Origin of the sequence: Acidisoma sp. PAMC 29798 (assembly GCF_030252425.1) — a bacterium.
Taxonomy (GTDB): domain Bacteria; phylum Pseudomonadota; class Alphaproteobacteria; order Acetobacterales; family Acetobacteraceae; genus Acidisoma; species Acidisoma cladoniae.
Window position 1 is genome coordinate 1,079,462 of the sequence record NZ_CP126994.1, and the last position, 16,840, is coordinate 1,096,301.

The following is a 16,840-nucleotide window of genomic DNA, read 5'->3' on the forward strand; positions in this document are numbered from 1 at the left end:
GCATGGTCTTGTCGGCTGAATTGGGATGACGATCTTGGACATGCGATGCGATTGCTATTGTCTGCGTCAGGCGACGCGGCGGGTCACGCAGCTCTATGACAAGGCGCTTGCGCCGCTTGGGCTACGCTCGACCCAGTATACGCTCCTCAGTGAAATCAATCGCCTCGGGCCGATCTCCCTCAATCCCCTGGCGGAAGTGATGGTGATGGACCGTGCCACGCTCGGCCATAACATTCGTCCGCTCGAATCGCGTGGCTATGTCACGCTCGCCGTGGGGCAGGACCGCCGCAGCCGGGAAGTAACGCTCACCCAAGCGGGGCGGGATGTCCTCGCGGAAGGTGAGCGGCTTTGGCGCCATGCGCAGCAGGCCTTCGAGGCGGCGATCGGCCGGGACCAATCAGCGCGGCTGCGCGAAGAACTTCAACGCGTCGCCGCTGCCGATTTCGCCGAGTATTAGGCCGGTACTTTCACCCGCGCGACCGCCGTGCGCTTCCGTCCGATACTGCGGACGATGGTGTAGAAAGCGGGCGTAAACAGCAGGCCGAAACAGGTCACGCCGAGCATTCCGAAGAACACAGCCGTGCCGAGGGACTGCCGCAACTCCGCCCCCGCGCCGGACGCCACCACCAACGGCGCCACGCCCAGGATGAAGGCGAAAGACGTCATCAGGATCGGGCGAAGACGCGTTCTGGCCGCATGCACCGCCGCATTGGCCGGCGTCGCGCCTTCCTCCTCCGCCTGCCGCGCGAACTCCACGATCAGGATGGCGTTCTTGGCGGCGAGGCCGACGAGCACCACGAAGCCGATCTGCGCTAGAATGTCGATCGGCATGCCGCGCCATAGTAGCCCGGTGACCGAGGCGAGCAGGCACATCGGCACGATCAGAACCACTGCGAGCGGCAGCTTCCAGCTCTCATACATCGCGGCGAGAACCAGAAAGACAAACAGCGCGGAGGCGGCGAAGACCAGAAGTGTCGGCGTGCCCTTCTGCTCCTGCTGGAAGGCGAGATCGGTCCATTCGAAACCGATGCCTGGCGGCAGAACCTGGTGGGCAAGTTTCTCCATCTCTGCCAGCGCGGTGCCGGTAGCCACGCCCGGTGCCGCCGTGCCCATGATTTCCGCCGCCGGAAACAGGTCATAACGCGGCACGCGATAGGGACCCGTGACTTCGGAGAAGCGGGCCACGGTGCTGACGGGCACCATCTGCCCGGCGGCATTGCGCGCTTCCAGGCGGCTGATATCGCCCACATTGCTGCGGAACTTGCCGTCAGCCTGGGCGATGACTTCGTAGGTGCGGCCGAGATAGTTGAAGTCGTTGACGTATTGCGACCCCATGTAGATCTGCAAGGTGTTGAAGATATCGGTCGGCGTCAGCCCCACCATTTCGGCTTTCTCCCGATCGATATCGAGATAGACCGAGGGTGTGCGCGTGCTGAACAAGGTGAAGACGCCGGCGAAATGCGGATCGGCATTGGCCGCGCCCACCAGCGCCTGGGCGGCCTTTGCCAGCGCATCCGGCCCCAGGCCCGCACGGTCCTGCAACATCATCTTGAAGCCGCCCGCACTGCCGAGGCCAGGCACCGGCGGCGGCGGTATCGTCAGCACAAATGCGCCCTGGATCACGGACAGGCGCTTTTGCAGATCGGCCAGAACGGTCGAGGCCGTCACGCCCGGCAGTGAATGATTATACAGCGAGGGCAGGCCGCTAAAGATGGTTCCGGCATTGGATGAGACCGTGAAGGTTGTCGCATCGAGGCCCGCGAAGGGCGCGACATGCTCGATCCCGCGTGTCTTGAGGATGATGTCTGTCGCCTGCTTCACCACGGCCTCGGTACGGTCAAGCGTCGCGCCGGGCGGCAGCTGCAGCACGGTGATGAGGTAACCCTGGTCCTGCTCGGGAATGAAGCCGGTCGGCGCACGGGAGAATTGGAAACCCGCCAGGGCGATCAGCCCGACATAGACGATCAGAACCAGACCGAGCATCCGCACGAGGCGGCTGGTCAGTCTGCCATAGGCGTTTGACAGCCCCTCGAAGCCGCGATTGAAACCCGCGAAGCCGCCTTGCACAAGCCGCACGGCGATCGACTGCCGCTTGCGGTCATGCACCTGATGCGCCTTGAACAACACGGCACACAGCGCCGGGCTCAGGGTCAGGGAGACGAGGCAGGAGATGACGGTGGAGGCCGAGATCGTCACTGCGAACTGGCGGAAGAATTCGCCCGAAATGCCCGAAAGGAAGGCTGAGGGCACGAACACGGCGCAGAGTGCGATGGCGATGGCGATCAGCGCGCCGCCGACCTCATCCATCGTCTTATGCGCGGCCTCCTTGGGCGTCATGCCCAGGCGCAGATTCCGCTCGACATTCTCCACCACGACGATGGCGTCATCCACGACGATGCCGACCGCGAGGACAAGACCGAAGAGCGACAGGTTATTCAGCGATATGCCCACAGCCTCCAGGATGACGAAGGTGCCGACGAGGGAGACTGGAATGGCGATGACGGGAATGAGGGAGGCGCGCCAGGTCTGGAGAAAGACGATGACGACGCAGACGACAAGAACGATGGCGATGAAGATGGTCTTGATCACCTCGTCGACCGATTTGGCGACGAAAATGGTCGGGTTGTAGATGACGCGATAGCCGACCCCAGGCGGGAAGCTTTGCTTGAGCGTCTCCATCGTCGTCAGCACTTCATGCGCGACCTGGAGAGAGTTGGCGCCGGGCTGTGAAAAGATCAGCAGCGGCAAGCCGTCCAGGCGATCCATATAGGCGGCCGAACCGTAATCCGCAGCGCCGACCTGCACCCGCCCGATGTCACGCAGGCGCGTGATGCGCCCGTCGCTATCGGATTTGATGAGGATATTGGCGAATTGCGCAGGCGTGGACAGCCGGCCCAAGGTCTGCACATTCAGCTGAAAGGCTTCATGCGTGGCGATCGGTGGCTGGTTGAGGATGCCGGCGGACACCTGCACGTTCTGGGCGCGGATTGCGGCCAGCACTTCACTGGCATTGAGGTTGCGGGCAGCGATCTTGTCCGGGTCGAGCCAGATGCGCATGGCGTAATCGCGCCCGCCGAACAGCTGCACGTCACCCACGCCGGGAAGACGCGCCAGCGTGTCCTTCACATGCAGCGTCGCATAGTTGGAGAGGTAAAGCTCGTTCCGCGATTGATCGGGCGAGATCAGATGCACGGCCAAAAGGATTGTGGGCGTCGATTTCCGCACCTGCACGCCTAACCGCTGCACATCGTCCGGCAAGCGCGGCAGTGCATCTTCCACGCGGTTCTGCGTCAACATCTGCGCGACGTTGAGGTCGGTTCCGATGCGGAAGGTGACGGTGATCGTCAGCTTGCCGTCACCGGTCGATTGACTGCTCATATAGAGCATGTTCTCGACGCCGTTGACCTCCTGCTCGATCGGGGTCGCGACCGTATTCGCGACCGTCTCGGCAGACGCGCCGGGATAGGCGGTTGTGATCTGGACCGTCGGCGGCACAATTTCAGGGTATTGGGCGATCGGCAGAATCGCGAGAGCGCCGAGGCCGATCAGAGTGAGGAAGACACTGAGGACGGTCGCGAGGATCGGCCTGTCGATGAAGACGTGCGTGAGGCGCATGATGTTGCTCCTTACTCTTGCGCGTCGGCCGCAGAGTCGTATCGGATGGTCCCGGTCTGCGCCGCGACCTTCGTGCCCGGCATTGCATGCATGAGCCCATCGACAATGATGCGATCCGTGGGCGCCAAGCCGGCGCGGATAATGCGCAGACCGCCACTCATCTCACCGGTCTTCACGATCTTCGGGACGACGGTGCCATCAGGCGCGACGGTCATCACCAGGCTTTGCGACTGATCGGGAATGATGGCGACATCCGGCACAAGAAGCGCGGGCGTCGGCGGCGCGATGGCAAGCCGCACACGGGCGAACTCGCCCGGCACGATGGTCATATCGGCGTTCGGAACGGTCGCTCGCGCCAGGATCGTACCGCTGGAGGCGTCTATCGTATTATCGACGAAATCCAGAGTGCCGTGGTGGTCGTAGCTGTGTTCATCGCCGAAGCTGAAATCGACGCGGTTGGCGGCCGTGCCGGTCGCCCGCGCGCGGTTTTGCGTGAAGGCGAGGTAATCGGCTTCGCTCATATGGAAATTCAGATAGATGGGATCGAGGGAAACGAGCGTCGCCAGCAGCGTGGTGCCACTCGTGCCACCCCGGCTACCGGTCACCAGGCTGCCGATGGACACCTGATGCGCACCGATGCGGCCCGTGAACGGCGCGGTGACATGGGCGTATTCGATGTCGAGTTCGGAATCTGCGAGCTGTGACTGCGCCTGCGCCAGGGCAGCGGCAGCCGCCCTTTGGTCGGCGCTGCGCTGGTCCAGATTCTCACCCGTTCCGAACTGCGTTTGCTTCAGCGTCTGGGCGCGCCAAAGCTCGGTGCCGGCGAAGGAAAGCTTCGCCTGCGCGCTTTGAATCGCCGCATTCTGCTCGGCGGCCTTGATGGCATAGGGGCGCGGGTCGATCAGGAACAGAAGATCGCCCTGATGGACGATCTCTCCGTCGTTGAAATGGATCTCACTGAGCGTTCCGCCCACCTGCGGGCGCAACTCCACACGGTTGACGGCGGAGAACTGACCCAGGAACCCTTCGGATTGCCCCACCGCGCGTTGCAGGGGTATGCTGACCGTCACGGTCGGGAGCGGCGGCGGCGGCGCGGCCGGCGTGGCGCTTCCCGGTCGCATCGTCGCCCAGGCGCCGCCGAGCGCCAGCGCCGCGATGACAACGACGGCAGCCCGCGGCCCCGTCACCACGCGCCTGCGGCGGGGTGGTGGGGTGTCTTGAAGTCGGTTGCTCACCTCGCCCAGGGGCGAGGGCGACTCCGTCTCACTGATGTTCATTGTGCTGTCCGTTACTGTCGGCCGAGCGAAGAACCGCTACCGAAGCCATGTTGGCGACGAGTATGGGCATATAAGCGTATATGGCAAGGCATATCTGGCTTGCCAAAAAACGCGCTCTGCTGCCGCCGACCGAGGTCACTGATAGGTTTGCCCTATCGTCGGACGCTGGACAATCGAATTCACAAAAGAAGCACGTCGGCGCAAGGTTTAGCTGTCTAGAGAGCAGGTGGACGACGCGCCGCGCTCCGCAGGCCTCAAGAGGCTTGCCGACACACCGAAGAAGCCGCGTTTAGGAGATAAAAATGGACGGGATGAGGGACGATACGACGGGGGGCCAGTGCCCTGTGGCACACGGAGGCTCCCCAGCACCTCGCAAGGGCGGACGGCGTGGCAACCGTGATTGGTGGCCGCAGAACCTGAGCCTCAGCACGCTCAGCCAGCATTCGCCGCGGGCCAACCCGATGGGTCCGGACTTTGACTATGCCGAGGCGTTCAAGGCCCTCGATCTGGAATCGGTCATCCAGGACCTGCATGCCCTGATGACCGATTCCCAGGATTGGTGGCCGGCCGATTTCGGCCATTACGGTGGTCTGTTCATCCGCATGGCATGGCACAGCGCCGGCACCTATCGCACGATCGATGGGCGCGGCGGTGCCGGTGGTGGCCAGCAGCGTTTCGCCCCGCTCAATAGCTGGCCGGACAATGCGAGCCTGGACAAGGCGCGCCGGCTGCTGTGGCCGATCAAGCAGAAATACGGCGACAATCTTTCCTGGGCTGACCTCTTTGTTCTGACCGGCAACGTCGCTCTCGAATCCATGGGCTTCAAGACCTTCGGCTTTGCCGGCGGCCGCGCGGATACCTGGGAGCCTGAAGAGCTGTATTGGGGTCCTGAGGGTACCTGGCTGGGCGATGAGCGCTACAGCGGCGAGCGCCAGCTTGAGAGCAATCTCGGCGCGGTGCAGATGGGCCTCATCTACGTCAATCCCGAAGGGCCGAACTCGAACCCCGATCCGCTCGGTTCCGCGCGCGACATCCGTGAGACGTTTGCGCGTATGGCCATGAACGACGAAGAGACCGTTGCCCTCATCGCGGGCGGCCACACCTTCGGCAAGACCCATGGTGCCGGCGATCCGTCCTTCGTGGGAACCGAGCCCGAAGGCTCCGTCATCGAGGATCAGGGCCTCGGCTGGCGCAGCAAGCATGGTACTGGCATCGGCGCGGATGCGATCACCTCCGGCCTCGAAGTAACCTGGTCGCAGACGCCGACCCAGTGGAGCAATCATTACTTCGAAAATCTGTTTAAGTTCGAATGGGAACTGACGAAGAGCCCGGCCGGCGCCCATCAATGGCAGGCTAAGGACGCCCCGGCCGATATCCCCGATGCCTTCGATCCGTCGAAGACCCGGGTTCCGACCATGTTGACCTCCGATCTCGCCCTGCGATTGGACCCGGCCTACGAGAAGGTGTCTCGTCGGTTTTATGAAAATCCCGATCAGTTCGCGGATGCCTTTGCCCGCGCCTGGTTCAAGCTCACCCATCGCGACATGGGACCCATCCAGCGCTACCTCGGCCCACTCGTTCCGCAGGAACCGCTGATCTGGCAGGACCGCATTCCGGCCGTGGATCACCCGCTGATCGGCGAGCCGGAGATCGAAGGGCTCAAGGCGCAGATCCTCGCCACGGGCCTGTCGGTGTCACAACTCGTGTCCACCGCCTGGGCCTCGGCCGCGACCTTCCGCTTTTCGGACAAGCGCGGCGGTGCGAACGGCGCCCGTATTCGTCTGTCACCCCAGAAGGATTGGCCGGTCAACGATCCGGCGGACCTTACGACGGTGCTGCACCATCTCGAATCGATCCAGACGACGTTCAATGCTACGGCGTCCGACGGAAAGAAGGTTTCGCTGGCCGATCTGATCGTTCTTGGCGGTTGCGCGGCGATCGAGAAGGCGGCTGAGGATGCCGGGACCCATGTGAAGGTCCCGTTCACCCCCGGCCGTATGGATGCGTCGCAGGAGCAGACCGACGCGCATTCGTTTGCGCCGCTCGAACCAACTGCCGATGGTTTCCGCAACCATTACGAGGGTGCGCAGTTCATGGCGCCCGAGGAAGCCTTGGTCGATCGGGCGGAATTGCTGCGCTTGTCAGGCCCCGAAATGACCGTGCTGCTTGGCGGTCTGCGGGTTCTGGGCACCAATTCCGGCGGATCCAAGCACGGCGTCTTCACGCATCAGCCCGGCAAGCTGACGAACGACTTCTTCGTCAATTTGCTTGATGCGAGCACGGAATGGCAGCCCACTGCCTCCGAGAACGCCTATGAGGGCCGCGATCGCAAGACGAAGGAACCCAAGTGGACCGCCACGCGCGTCGACTTGATCTTCGGTTCGCACTCGCAATTGCGCGCCCTGGCCGAGGTCTATGCCTCCACAACCTCCAAGCCGAAGTTCGTAAAAGACTTCGTGGCGGCGTGGAACAAGGTCATGAACGCAGATCGCTTCGACTGCGTGACAGCCTAAAGCCTTGGCGTGCAGGCGGCACCTTTCGGGGTGCCGCCGTCTACCTTTCCGGCTGCCGAGGGTGGCCGATGACGCCACTTAAAGCGTGAGGTTCGAAATCGCGTCCGCCAAAGTGTGTTGTGCCTCGACGACCGCTTGCTTGGCGGCATCGATCTGCTGGTTCAGGCGGCCGATCTGGTTTTCCGTGTCGCCAAGTTTGTCGATGAGCTTGGTATGAAGCGCGTCGCCTGCGGGCACCACAGTCAGGTTGCTCCGAACTCGAACCTCTTCCTGATCCAGCGCCTGCTGCTGCGATGCAAGCTGCGCCTGATCCGCGCGCCGGGCGGAGACCGCTTGGTTCAGGACCACCAGATGGTGGATGGCATCGGCGGCGGCCGGGCTGACGCCGTCCATCTGGAACAGACCTCCGAAATCGTCAGTCCCATTGGCCAGTGTGTCCGCGAGGTCGAGCTCATCCTCATTTGTAAGGTCCAGGTAGACGGTGATGGGGCGCACCTCGCCCGCCTTCAGCGTCACCGGCAAGCGCCACGCCGTCACAGTCTCCGTCATGCCAGGCACAGGACCGCCTTCCACCGTCAGCCTCCGCTCGTCCTGCTTGTCGATGCTGAGAAGCACCTGGCGCGCCTCTTGGGCCGGAGCCTGAACGGTGATGTGGAGCGCGAGGCGATCAAGGACCTTGGTATGGATGATACCCTGGGACGCGGTGAGCGAGACCAGCTGGCGCTCGTCGTCCGTCGTCTGCGTCACGGTAGTACGCAGGTCCTCGGCATATTGAAGCAGTCTGGTCTCGCCGATGGGAAGACCGCCGAGCCGGGCGTCTCCCGCAAAAAACGCCGCGCCGGCAGGGTCGTAGAGGGCCAGCACGCCCGCCGGCAAGCTGGTTGCACTGTCATTGACGATGCGGATCGCCGAGTAAGGATGCGCTTGGCTGGAGGGTGCCACGTCTACCCGGCTGCTCGGGATCTCACGGTCCAGGATTGGCACCGACGCGGTATGGCCGGCATCCAGGGACACCGGCATCGCGAGGTGGAAGACGGTCTCCTCGGTGCCTTCGCTCGCCTCAGCGGCTTCGGCTGGACGGGCCATCCGCACCTCGGCCGCACCACTGGCCTTGGCCATCTCGCCGAGGGGGGCAGGCATTATCATCGCAGGCGGAGGCGGGGCTGACGCATCCAAAGGCTCCGCTGGTGCTGTGGCGCGCGTATCGACGTCGGGCAACAGCCGTGACAGCACTTCCACAGGAACCTCGGGGCGCTGAACAAAATAGGTCTGGTAGATGGCTTGGTGGAAGGTGACGGGGTTGCCGTATTGCAAGGACAAGTCGACGCCCTTCCAGTCATTGCCCGTCGTGTTTTCGAGAACGGCCCAGCCTTGGAGGCGGGCTTTGGTCTCCATCGGTCCCGGCATCACGAGCCGGTAGCTGGCTTTCCACAGCGGGGCCGCGACCACAAAGCCGACACGCACGGTGCGGTGGCCCTGCCCCGAGACGCGGAGGGTCAGGTGGCGTGTGTTATGGGCCGCATCCCGTCGGACGGCTTCAAGGCTTTGGTTGATCGCGTCGCGCAGCTTGGGGTCGGATACCTGAACCGACGTTTCATCCTCCAGGATGAATTGCTGCAGGCCCTGGTCACCCATCAGCGTCACCCGTGTCCGGGTCACTGTGGCATCAGGCGTCGTGACCGACCGCTCGGTGACCGGTTCGGCGGCCAGGATACGACCCTTCATGGGCCGCGGGCCGGTGACCGTGATGTCCACGCCTTGCAGGCCCTGGACATAGGCGAGGGGAGACCGCAGCGCTTCCGGCCCAAAGGGCACCGCGCCGAAGGCGGCGTGCGTCGAATCGCGCCCGGGCAGTTCGATGCTGCCGATGCCTCCGGCAGTGTCGAAGACCACGAGGGACGTCAGAACATCGTCAACCTGATCGAGATTGACGTCCAATCCGAGCTCCGTCGGCCCGTCAACATCCGCTTCGTATTCGTAGTAGCCAACACCCGCTGTGGACAGCATGACCCGCTTCAGCAACAGCGGGGCGTCAGCCCGGGCCAGGCCGGGTGCGGCGAGCGCCATGGCGGCAGCCGCGAGAACGAGCGTGCGACGAGGAGACTTCATGCGGCTGGCCTTCCGGTGGTGGCGCAACCGATCATGTGGCCCGCCACCCCATTTTGGGAAGCCGCAGCGGCGCTTTCAGTGGCGCGCCTCAGACCTGAGGCAGACCCGTGCCGTCAGGACTCGCTATTCGGGCTGAATGCGGTCGCGTCACTGGCGCGTGTCTTGGGCCGCGTTGCGGGCGCATATTCCAGGCCGTGCTGGGCGAGGAAGGCGTGCAATCCTGCCGCCAGGGTTTGGGCGCCCTGCAGCGGCATGGTGATCCGCCCGACGACGACCGCGCGCTGTACGCCGGGTTCCGATGAATTGTCCCAGCGCGAGGAGACGAGCTTGATCGTGACACTGCCGGAGCCCACGGAAAAGCTTGATGCGAAGGTCGCGAAGACTTCCGGGGCGAACATGTTTTCCATCAAGGGATAGCTCGGTTCAGGCGGCGGCACGGCCCTGCGCCCTTCGATGCCCGGTACACCGTCCCTATTCGCTCTGCCGTCATTCGATGCACTCATGCCGACTATCCTTGTTTTGGGGGCGTTGCGCCGTCGGTTGCTAGAAAAGGCCGATGGAGTGATGGCTTTGCAAATCGCCGAGAGTCGTGGATCCCAGACCGTGCAAAGTCGCGACCGCCGAGAAGCTGCCGCCATGGCCGGTCTTGTCGATGGAGACGACGGTATCACCGCCGCTCTGGGACACCTTCAGATAGCCCGCGAGTGTTGAGGCGGCATCGTTCCAACCGGCATGGGCCAGAACCTTCGACAGATCGAGGCTATCACCGTTGTTGAGCGAGAAATCCTGGATCGTCATGCCGCCGCTGCTGCCGACGTCGTTCACCTGATAGGTGTTGCCGGCGCCGCCGATGAAGCTGTCGTGGCCGACACCGCCGATCAGGAAATTGGTCCAACCACTCAGCATCACCGTGTCGTTGCCGGATCCGGTGTTCACCATCTCATTGCCATCCCCGGCATGGATCACATTGGTCCCGCTCCCGGTTGTGATGACATTGCCGTAGCCCTGCAGGGTGATGGTGTCGTTGCCTTGGCCGACAGTGACGGTGGAATTGCCCTGCGGCCCGGTGATGGTGTCGTTGCCATCCCCCAGCTTGATCGTGTTGTTGTACCCGGAGGCAGAGACTGTATCATTGCCGTTTCCGGCCGTGATGGTGGCGTTGCCCTGGCTACCGCTCACGCTGTAGCTTTGATTATCGAGCGTGAGGGACTGGTTCCAGCCCGACATCGTGACCGCATGGATTGGTACGGGTACGACTGGCGGCGTGACCGGGGGAGCGATGGGTGTCGTCGGTGTAGTCGTCACCGGGGGGGTGGTGATTGGACCAGTGTGTGGCGGAACCGGCAGCACTGGTGGTGTCGGCGTGGCCGTGGGTGTGGTGATCGGCGCGGTTGTGGTGGCACCGCCGGCCGGCACAATCATCGGCAGGCCGTTCGCGCCAAAGCTCACGACAGATTCCGGTGCAGCCGCGATATTGGGGTTGAACGTGACACCGGCGAATGTGGATCCGGTGCCATTCGTAAAGGCCGGCGTTCCACCATTGAAGATGATCAGATCGTTGCCGCCCAAATACAGCACCTCCTGCCCATGCAGGGTCTCCATCGTGCCGCCGGTATAGCCGAAAATCTTCAGGCTATCCTTTGTCGGATCGAAGGTATTGTCCAAAACCTGGACGCCATCGCCTTTTTGATACAGCACCTCGGCCGATGTGCCGGTCAGGCGCACTTCACTTCCCGTGGTATAGCCTGTCACATTGGTCCCGGCGGCCGTCACCGTTCCACGACTGATGCCGCCGACGAGCACGTTATTCGCGCTGCCGCCCGCCACCATGTTGTTGCCTTTGCCGGCAACGAGATAGGCATTGCCCCCGGCGCCTTGCAGCGTGCTGTCGCCAGTGCCCGCAAACAAAAAGCCGTTCGCGGCATTCTGAGTCTGTGCGTTCAGGGAGCCGACGCTGGTTGCAATGTCATCGGTGCGGCCCGTTCCGGCCTCGACGATATTATTGCCGCCGCCGAGCACGACGATGTTGTTGCCGCCGCTGCCGGTGTGAACATTGTCATTACCCGGGCCTATGACCACGCCGGAGCTCGCGTTTGCCGCATAGGCCTGACCGCTGGTGAGGGTGATCGGTGTGGTGCCGGCGAAGTGACCGTTGAAGACAAGGCCAGCATTCTCACCCGTTGTTGTTTGCGCCGATTGAACGGTGAAGGTGTCGGAAACTCCCGTCATGCCATTGACGTCGCTATCCAGCAGCGAGTTACCGCTGGCATGTTCGACGGTCGAGTAGGACATGCCGGTGGGGGCGACCACTTGGACGTGATAGGTGCCGGGCGCGACATTCGTAAAGCTATAGCGGCCGTGGCTATCCGTGGTGGTCGTGGCACCTGTAAAGACGCCTTGCGCGTTAAGCAGTTTAACAGTCACACCCGCGACGCCAGGGTCGCCGACATGGTAGGTTCCGTCAGCAAGACCATCCAGGAAGACCATGCTCGAAATCGTGCCCACGGCGGGTACGACGGTCGCCACGAACTCACCCACGTCAACCGTGGTGGCGCTGCCGGAGGTGACGGTGATGGCTGTTGTGCCGGGCGTTGAGAAGGTCTCGCCTGTCGGTTTGATGACCTGCACGCTGTAGCTGCCGGGTGCCACGCCCGTGAAGCTGTAGGTGCCGGTCGCGGAGGTCGTCGCGGTCGCGACAACCGTCGTGCCCGACAGCAGATTGACCGTCTGGCCAGCGAGACCAGTCTCACCAGTTTGTTGCGTGCCGCTGGCGTTCACATCGTTGAAGATGGTGCCGGAGACAGTGCTCGGCGCGTACTCGCCGGCATTGACGATGCTGGCGCTGCCGGAGGTGACGGTGATGGCTGTTGTGCCGGGCGTTGAGAAGGTCTCGCCGGTCGGTTTGATGACCTGCACGCTGTAGCTGCCCGGCGCTACGCCCGTGAAGCTGTAGGTGCCGGTCGCCGAGGTCGTGGCGGTCGCCACAACCGTCGTGCCGGACAGCAGATTGACGGTCTGGCCTGCAAGCCCGACCTCACCGGTTTGTTGCGTGCCGCTGGCGTTGAGGTCGTTGAAGACCGTGCCGGACACAGTGCTCGGCGCATACTCACCGGCATTGACGATGGTGGAACTGCCGGATGTGACGGTCACGGCCGTCGTGCCTGACGTCGAGAAGGTCTCTCCCGTTGGCTTGATGACCTGCACGCTGTAGCTGCCGGGTGCGAGGTTGGTGAAGCTGTAGGTGCCGGTCGCGGAGGTCGTGGCTGTCGCGACAACCGTCGTGCCCGACAGCAGGTGGACCGTCTGGCCAGTGAGACCAGTCTCCGTCGCCTGCTCAACGCCATCGCCATTTACATCGTTGAAGACGGTGCCGGACACAGTGCTCGGCGCGTACTCGCCGGCATTGACGATCGTGGAGCTACCGGACGTGACAGTCACTGCCGTGGTGCCGGGCGTCGAGAAGGTCTCGCCGTTTGGTTTGATCACCTGCACGCTGTAGCTACCCGGCGCGAGGTTGCCGAAGCTGTAGGTGCCGGTCGCGGAGGTCGTGGCTGTCGCCACAACCGTCGTGCCCGACAGCAGGTTGACCGTCTGGCCAGCGAGACCAGTCTCACCAGTTTGTTGCGTGCCGCTGGCGTTCACATCGTTGAAGATGGTGCCGGAGACAGTGCTCGGCGCATATTCGCCGGCATTGACGATCGTGGAGCTGCCGGATGTGACAGTCACTGCCGTGGTGCCGGGGGTCGAGAAGGTCTCGCCGGTCGGTTTGATGACCTGCACGCTGTAGCTGCCCGGTGCGAGGTTGGTGAAGCTGTAGGTGCCGGTCGCGGAGGTCGTCGCGGTCGCGACAACCGTCGTGCCCGACAGCAGATTGACCGTCTGGCCCGAAAGGCCGCTCTCCGTCGTCTGTTGCGTGCCGCTGGCGTTTAGGTCGTTGAAGACCGTGCCGGAGACAGAGCTTGGCGCGTACTCGCCGGCATTGACGATCGTGGAGCTACCGGACGTGACAGTCACCGCCGTGGTGCCGGACGTCGAGAAGGTCTCTCCCGTTGGTTTGATCACCTGCACGCTGTAGCTGCCCGGCGCGAGGTTGCCGAAGCTGTAGGTGCCGGTCGCGGAGGTCGTGGCTGTCGCCACAACCGTCGTGCCCGACAGCAGGTTGACCGTCTGGCCAGCGAGACCAGTCTCACCAGTTTGTTGCGTGCCGCTGGCGTTCACATCGTTGAAGATGGTGCCGGAGACAGTGCTCGGCGCATATTCGCCGGCATTGACGATCGTGGAGCTACCGGACGTGACAGTCACTGCCGTGGTGCCGGGGGTCGAGAAGGTCTCGCCGGTTGGTTTGATCACCTGCACGCTGTAGCTACCCGGCGCGAGGTTGCCGAAGCTGTAGGTGCCGGTCGCGGAGGTCGTGGCTGTCGCCACAACCGTCGTGCCGGACAGCAGGTTGACCGTCTGGCCAGTGAGGCCAAGGTCACCGGCTTGTTGCGTGCCGCTGGCGTTTAGGTCGTTGAAGACCGTGCCGGAGACCGAGCTTGGCGCATACTCTCCGGTATTAACGATGCTGGCGCTGCCGGAGGTGACGGTGATGGCTGTTGTGCCGGGCGTTGAGAAGGTCTCGCCGGTCGGTTTGATGACCTGCACGCTGTAGCTGCCGGGTGCCACGCCCGTGAAGCTGTAGGTGCCGGTCGCGGAGGTCGTGGCTGTCGCCACAACCGTCGTGCCCGACAGGAGATTGACGGTCTGGCCTGCGAGGCCGCTCTCGGTCGTCTGCTCAACGCCATCGCCGTTGACATCGTTGAACACGGTGCCGGAAATGCTGCTGGGCGCGTAGCCCACGGTATTCGTAATGAGGTCGTTGGCACCACCGACAATGCCGGATGCGTTTCCGCTGAGACTACTGGTCGTGGTGAGCGTGGCGCCGGCGCCGAGATCCGCGCCGTCAAGAACCGAGCCCCCGAGGTTTCCCGTGTTGAGCACAGCAGTATTGGCGCCCGCAACGAGGCCGACCGCACCACCGGCCGTGCCGGCATTCTCGTAGGTTGCGCCGGCCGCAAGGGTGACGGTGCTGGCGGTTTGAACGATCGGCGTGCCGTAGGTGACACCGTCATAGGTCAGGCTCGCGCCGGCTGCGACGGTGATGGCACCTGCCGCGATGGGGTTGCCGCCGGTCAGAACCCAATGGGCTCCTGCATCGACCACGATGCTCTGGAAGTTGATGAAGCTACCGCTGAAATTGGTGAGGCTGCCGTTGCCTGCGCCGAGCTCCAGCGTATTCGCAGCCGTTGTGCTGCCGATCGCCTGACCGACGAAGACAGCGCCAGGATCGACGACGAGGAGATTGGCCCCGCTGCCGCCGAGATAGACAGCCGTGCCATTGCCGCCGCTGATCAGGCCGGCATTGTTGACCATGCCGCCGGCCGTGAGATCGACGCCATCCTGCAGCGTCCCGATGATGCTGCCGGCATTGACCACCTGACCGGTGGCCGCTTCGACGACACCATTTTGGGCGCCGGTGATCGTGCCCGTCGCGGTATTGATGACCGTCCCGGTCGCCGCCAGATCGGCGCCGTCACCGTGCAGCCCGGTGATGATGCCGGCGTTAGACAGTTTTCCCGTCGCGGCCTCCACCACGCCGGCGGTGTTGCCGATGATCACGCCCGACAGGGCATTGACGACGGTGCCGGTCGCCGCGAGCGAAACGCCATCCAGAAGCGTGCCGGTGATGGTGCCGGTATTATCGACTGTGCTGGTGGCACCTTCGATCACGCCGGAACTGCCGCCGGTGATGAGCCCGGCATTGGTCACTACGCTCGTCGCGCCCAGAGTGACGCCGTCAAGGGCCGTGCCTGTGATGCCGCCGCTATTGGTGACGACGACATTGGCGCCGCCGAGGATGCCGGACTGGCCGCCCGTCACACCATCCGTATTGGTGAGCGTGCTGCCGGCGCCCGCATCGATGCCGTCACCATGCGTGCCAAGGATGACATTGGCATTATGGACGCTCGCATTGGCACCGAGCACAAGGCCCGCATTGGCCCCGGTGATGATGCCCGACACGTCGTTGCTGATCGTCGCACCAGCGCCGGCATCGATGCCGTCGAGCGTCGATCCGCCGATGCTTCCCATGTTGAGCACGGTGCTATTCGCGCCGGCGGTAATGCCTGTCGCGCCACCGATGGCGGCAAGGTTGTCGAAGCTGCTGCCGGCCGCCAGGGTGAGGGTGCTGGGCGCCTGCACGACCGCCGTGCCGTAGATCACACCATTGTAGCTCAGAGTCGCGCCAGCCCCGAGGGTGATGGCCGCTGCCGCGATGGGGTTGCCGCCGGTCAGAACCCAATGCGCCCCGGCATCGACGACGATGGTCTGGAAATTGACAAAATTGCCGCTGAAATTCGTGAGGGTGCCGGCGCCGGCACCAAGCTCTAGGGTATTGGTCGCGCCGACCCCGCCGATCGCCTTTCCGGCGAAGCTCGCGCCCGCCTCGACCACGAGCCGGTTGGCGCCGATGCCACCAAGATAGACGGCCGTGCCGTTGCCGCCGCTGATCAGGCCCGCATTCATCACGGTGCCGCCTGCAGTCAGATCGACGCCGTCGAGGAGACCGCCCAAAATCGTGCCGGCGTTGACCACGACGCCTGTGGCCCCCTCCACGATGCCGTTGCCGGCGCCTGCGATGATGGCGGAGGCCAGGTTGATGACGGTACCCGTCGCCGCCAGATCGATACCATCCCCGTTCAAACCCGTAACGGCGCCGGCATTGGAGATTACACCCGTGGCGGCGCCGACGATGCCGGTGGTGCCGCCGACGATCGTGCCCGTGGCCGTGTTGATGACGGTGCCGGTTGCCGCCAGGGTCACGCCATCGCCATGCGTGCTCGTGATGGCACCGGCATTGGCCAGCTTGCCCGTGGCCGCCAGCACCACGCCCGCGGTGCCGCCGGTGATGAGGCCGGACGCCGCGTTGATCACCGTGCCGGTGGCCCCGAGCGTGACGCCGTTAAGAAGCGTGCCGGTAATGGTGCCGGTGTTCTCCACCGTGCTGGTCGCGCCCGCGATCACGCCGGAACTGGCGCCCGAGAGAGTGGTGTCATTGTTCACCACGCTTGTGGCACCGACATTGACCCCGTCGACAGTCTTGCCCGAAAGGCCGCCGCCGGCGTTTTTCACTGTAACGATGCTGAGATCAACCACAACTCACAGACTTCCAAGCGAATTCAATCGCCAATCCGGCAGAAAAACTAAAATCTTCGTTTTAATCACGATCCCGAGAGGCCGTATTATACTAGCCGTCATATTTTTAGTTTCTTGGTCAATATTATATAA

General features: G+C 63.6%; 7 protein-coding genes. 2 read left to right on the forward strand and 5 right to left on the reverse strand.

All coding sequences use genetic code 11. The features are described from left to right. Positions 1-25 precede the first annotated feature (25 nt). Complete coding sequence (locus QP803_RS05175; RefSeq protein ID WP_284946659.1) at positions 26-457, forward strand: MarR family winged helix-turn-helix transcriptional regulator; 432 nt, start codon at positions 26-28, stop codon at positions 455-457. Here QP803_RS05175 and QP803_RS05180 read toward each other — a convergent pair. Next, a complete protein-coding gene (locus QP803_RS05180; RefSeq protein ID WP_284946660.1) occupies positions 454-3,615 on the reverse strand; it encodes an efflux RND transporter permease subunit in 3,162 nt (1,053 codons plus the stop codon). The genes QP803_RS05175 and QP803_RS05180 overlap by 4 nt on opposite strands. An 11-nt stretch (positions 3,616-3,626) precedes the next feature. After that, positions 3,627-4,892, reverse strand: coding sequence for an efflux RND transporter periplasmic adaptor subunit (locus QP803_RS05185; RefSeq protein WP_284946661.1), 1,266 nt, complete (start codon positions 4,890-4,892; stop codon positions 3,627-3,629). 311 nt (positions 4,893-5,203) lie between these two features. Here QP803_RS05185 and katG point away from each other — a divergent pair, with 311 nt between their 5' ends. Then, positions 5,204-7,405, forward strand: coding sequence for a catalase/peroxidase HPI (gene katG / locus QP803_RS05190; protein ID WP_434082909.1), 2,202 nt, complete (start codon positions 5,204-5,206; stop codon positions 7,403-7,405). A gap of 78 nt (positions 7,406-7,483) precedes the next feature. On the opposite strand, the gene QP803_RS05195 is transcribed toward katG, so the two are convergent. From QP803_RS05195 to QP803_RS05205, 3 genes are all read right to left on the reverse strand, one after another. Beyond that, positions 7,484-9,514 (reverse strand): DUF4139 domain-containing protein, encoded by a 2,031-nt coding sequence (locus tag QP803_RS05195; RefSeq protein ID WP_284946663.1) that lies wholly within the window; start codon positions 9,512-9,514, stop codon positions 7,484-7,486. 113 nt (positions 9,515-9,627) lie between these two features. Beyond that, positions 9,628-10,017: a hypothetical protein gene (locus QP803_RS05200; protein ID WP_284946664.1), complete on the reverse strand. Its 390-nt coding sequence runs from the start codon at positions 10,015-10,017 to the stop codon at positions 9,628-9,630. Positions 10,018-10,057: 40 nt separating this feature from the next. Then, positions 10,058-16,708: an SdrD B-like domain-containing protein gene (locus QP803_RS05205; RefSeq protein ID WP_284946665.1), complete on the reverse strand. Its 6,651-nt coding sequence runs from the start codon at positions 16,706-16,708 to the stop codon at positions 10,058-10,060. Positions 16,709-16,840 lie beyond the last annotated feature (132 nt).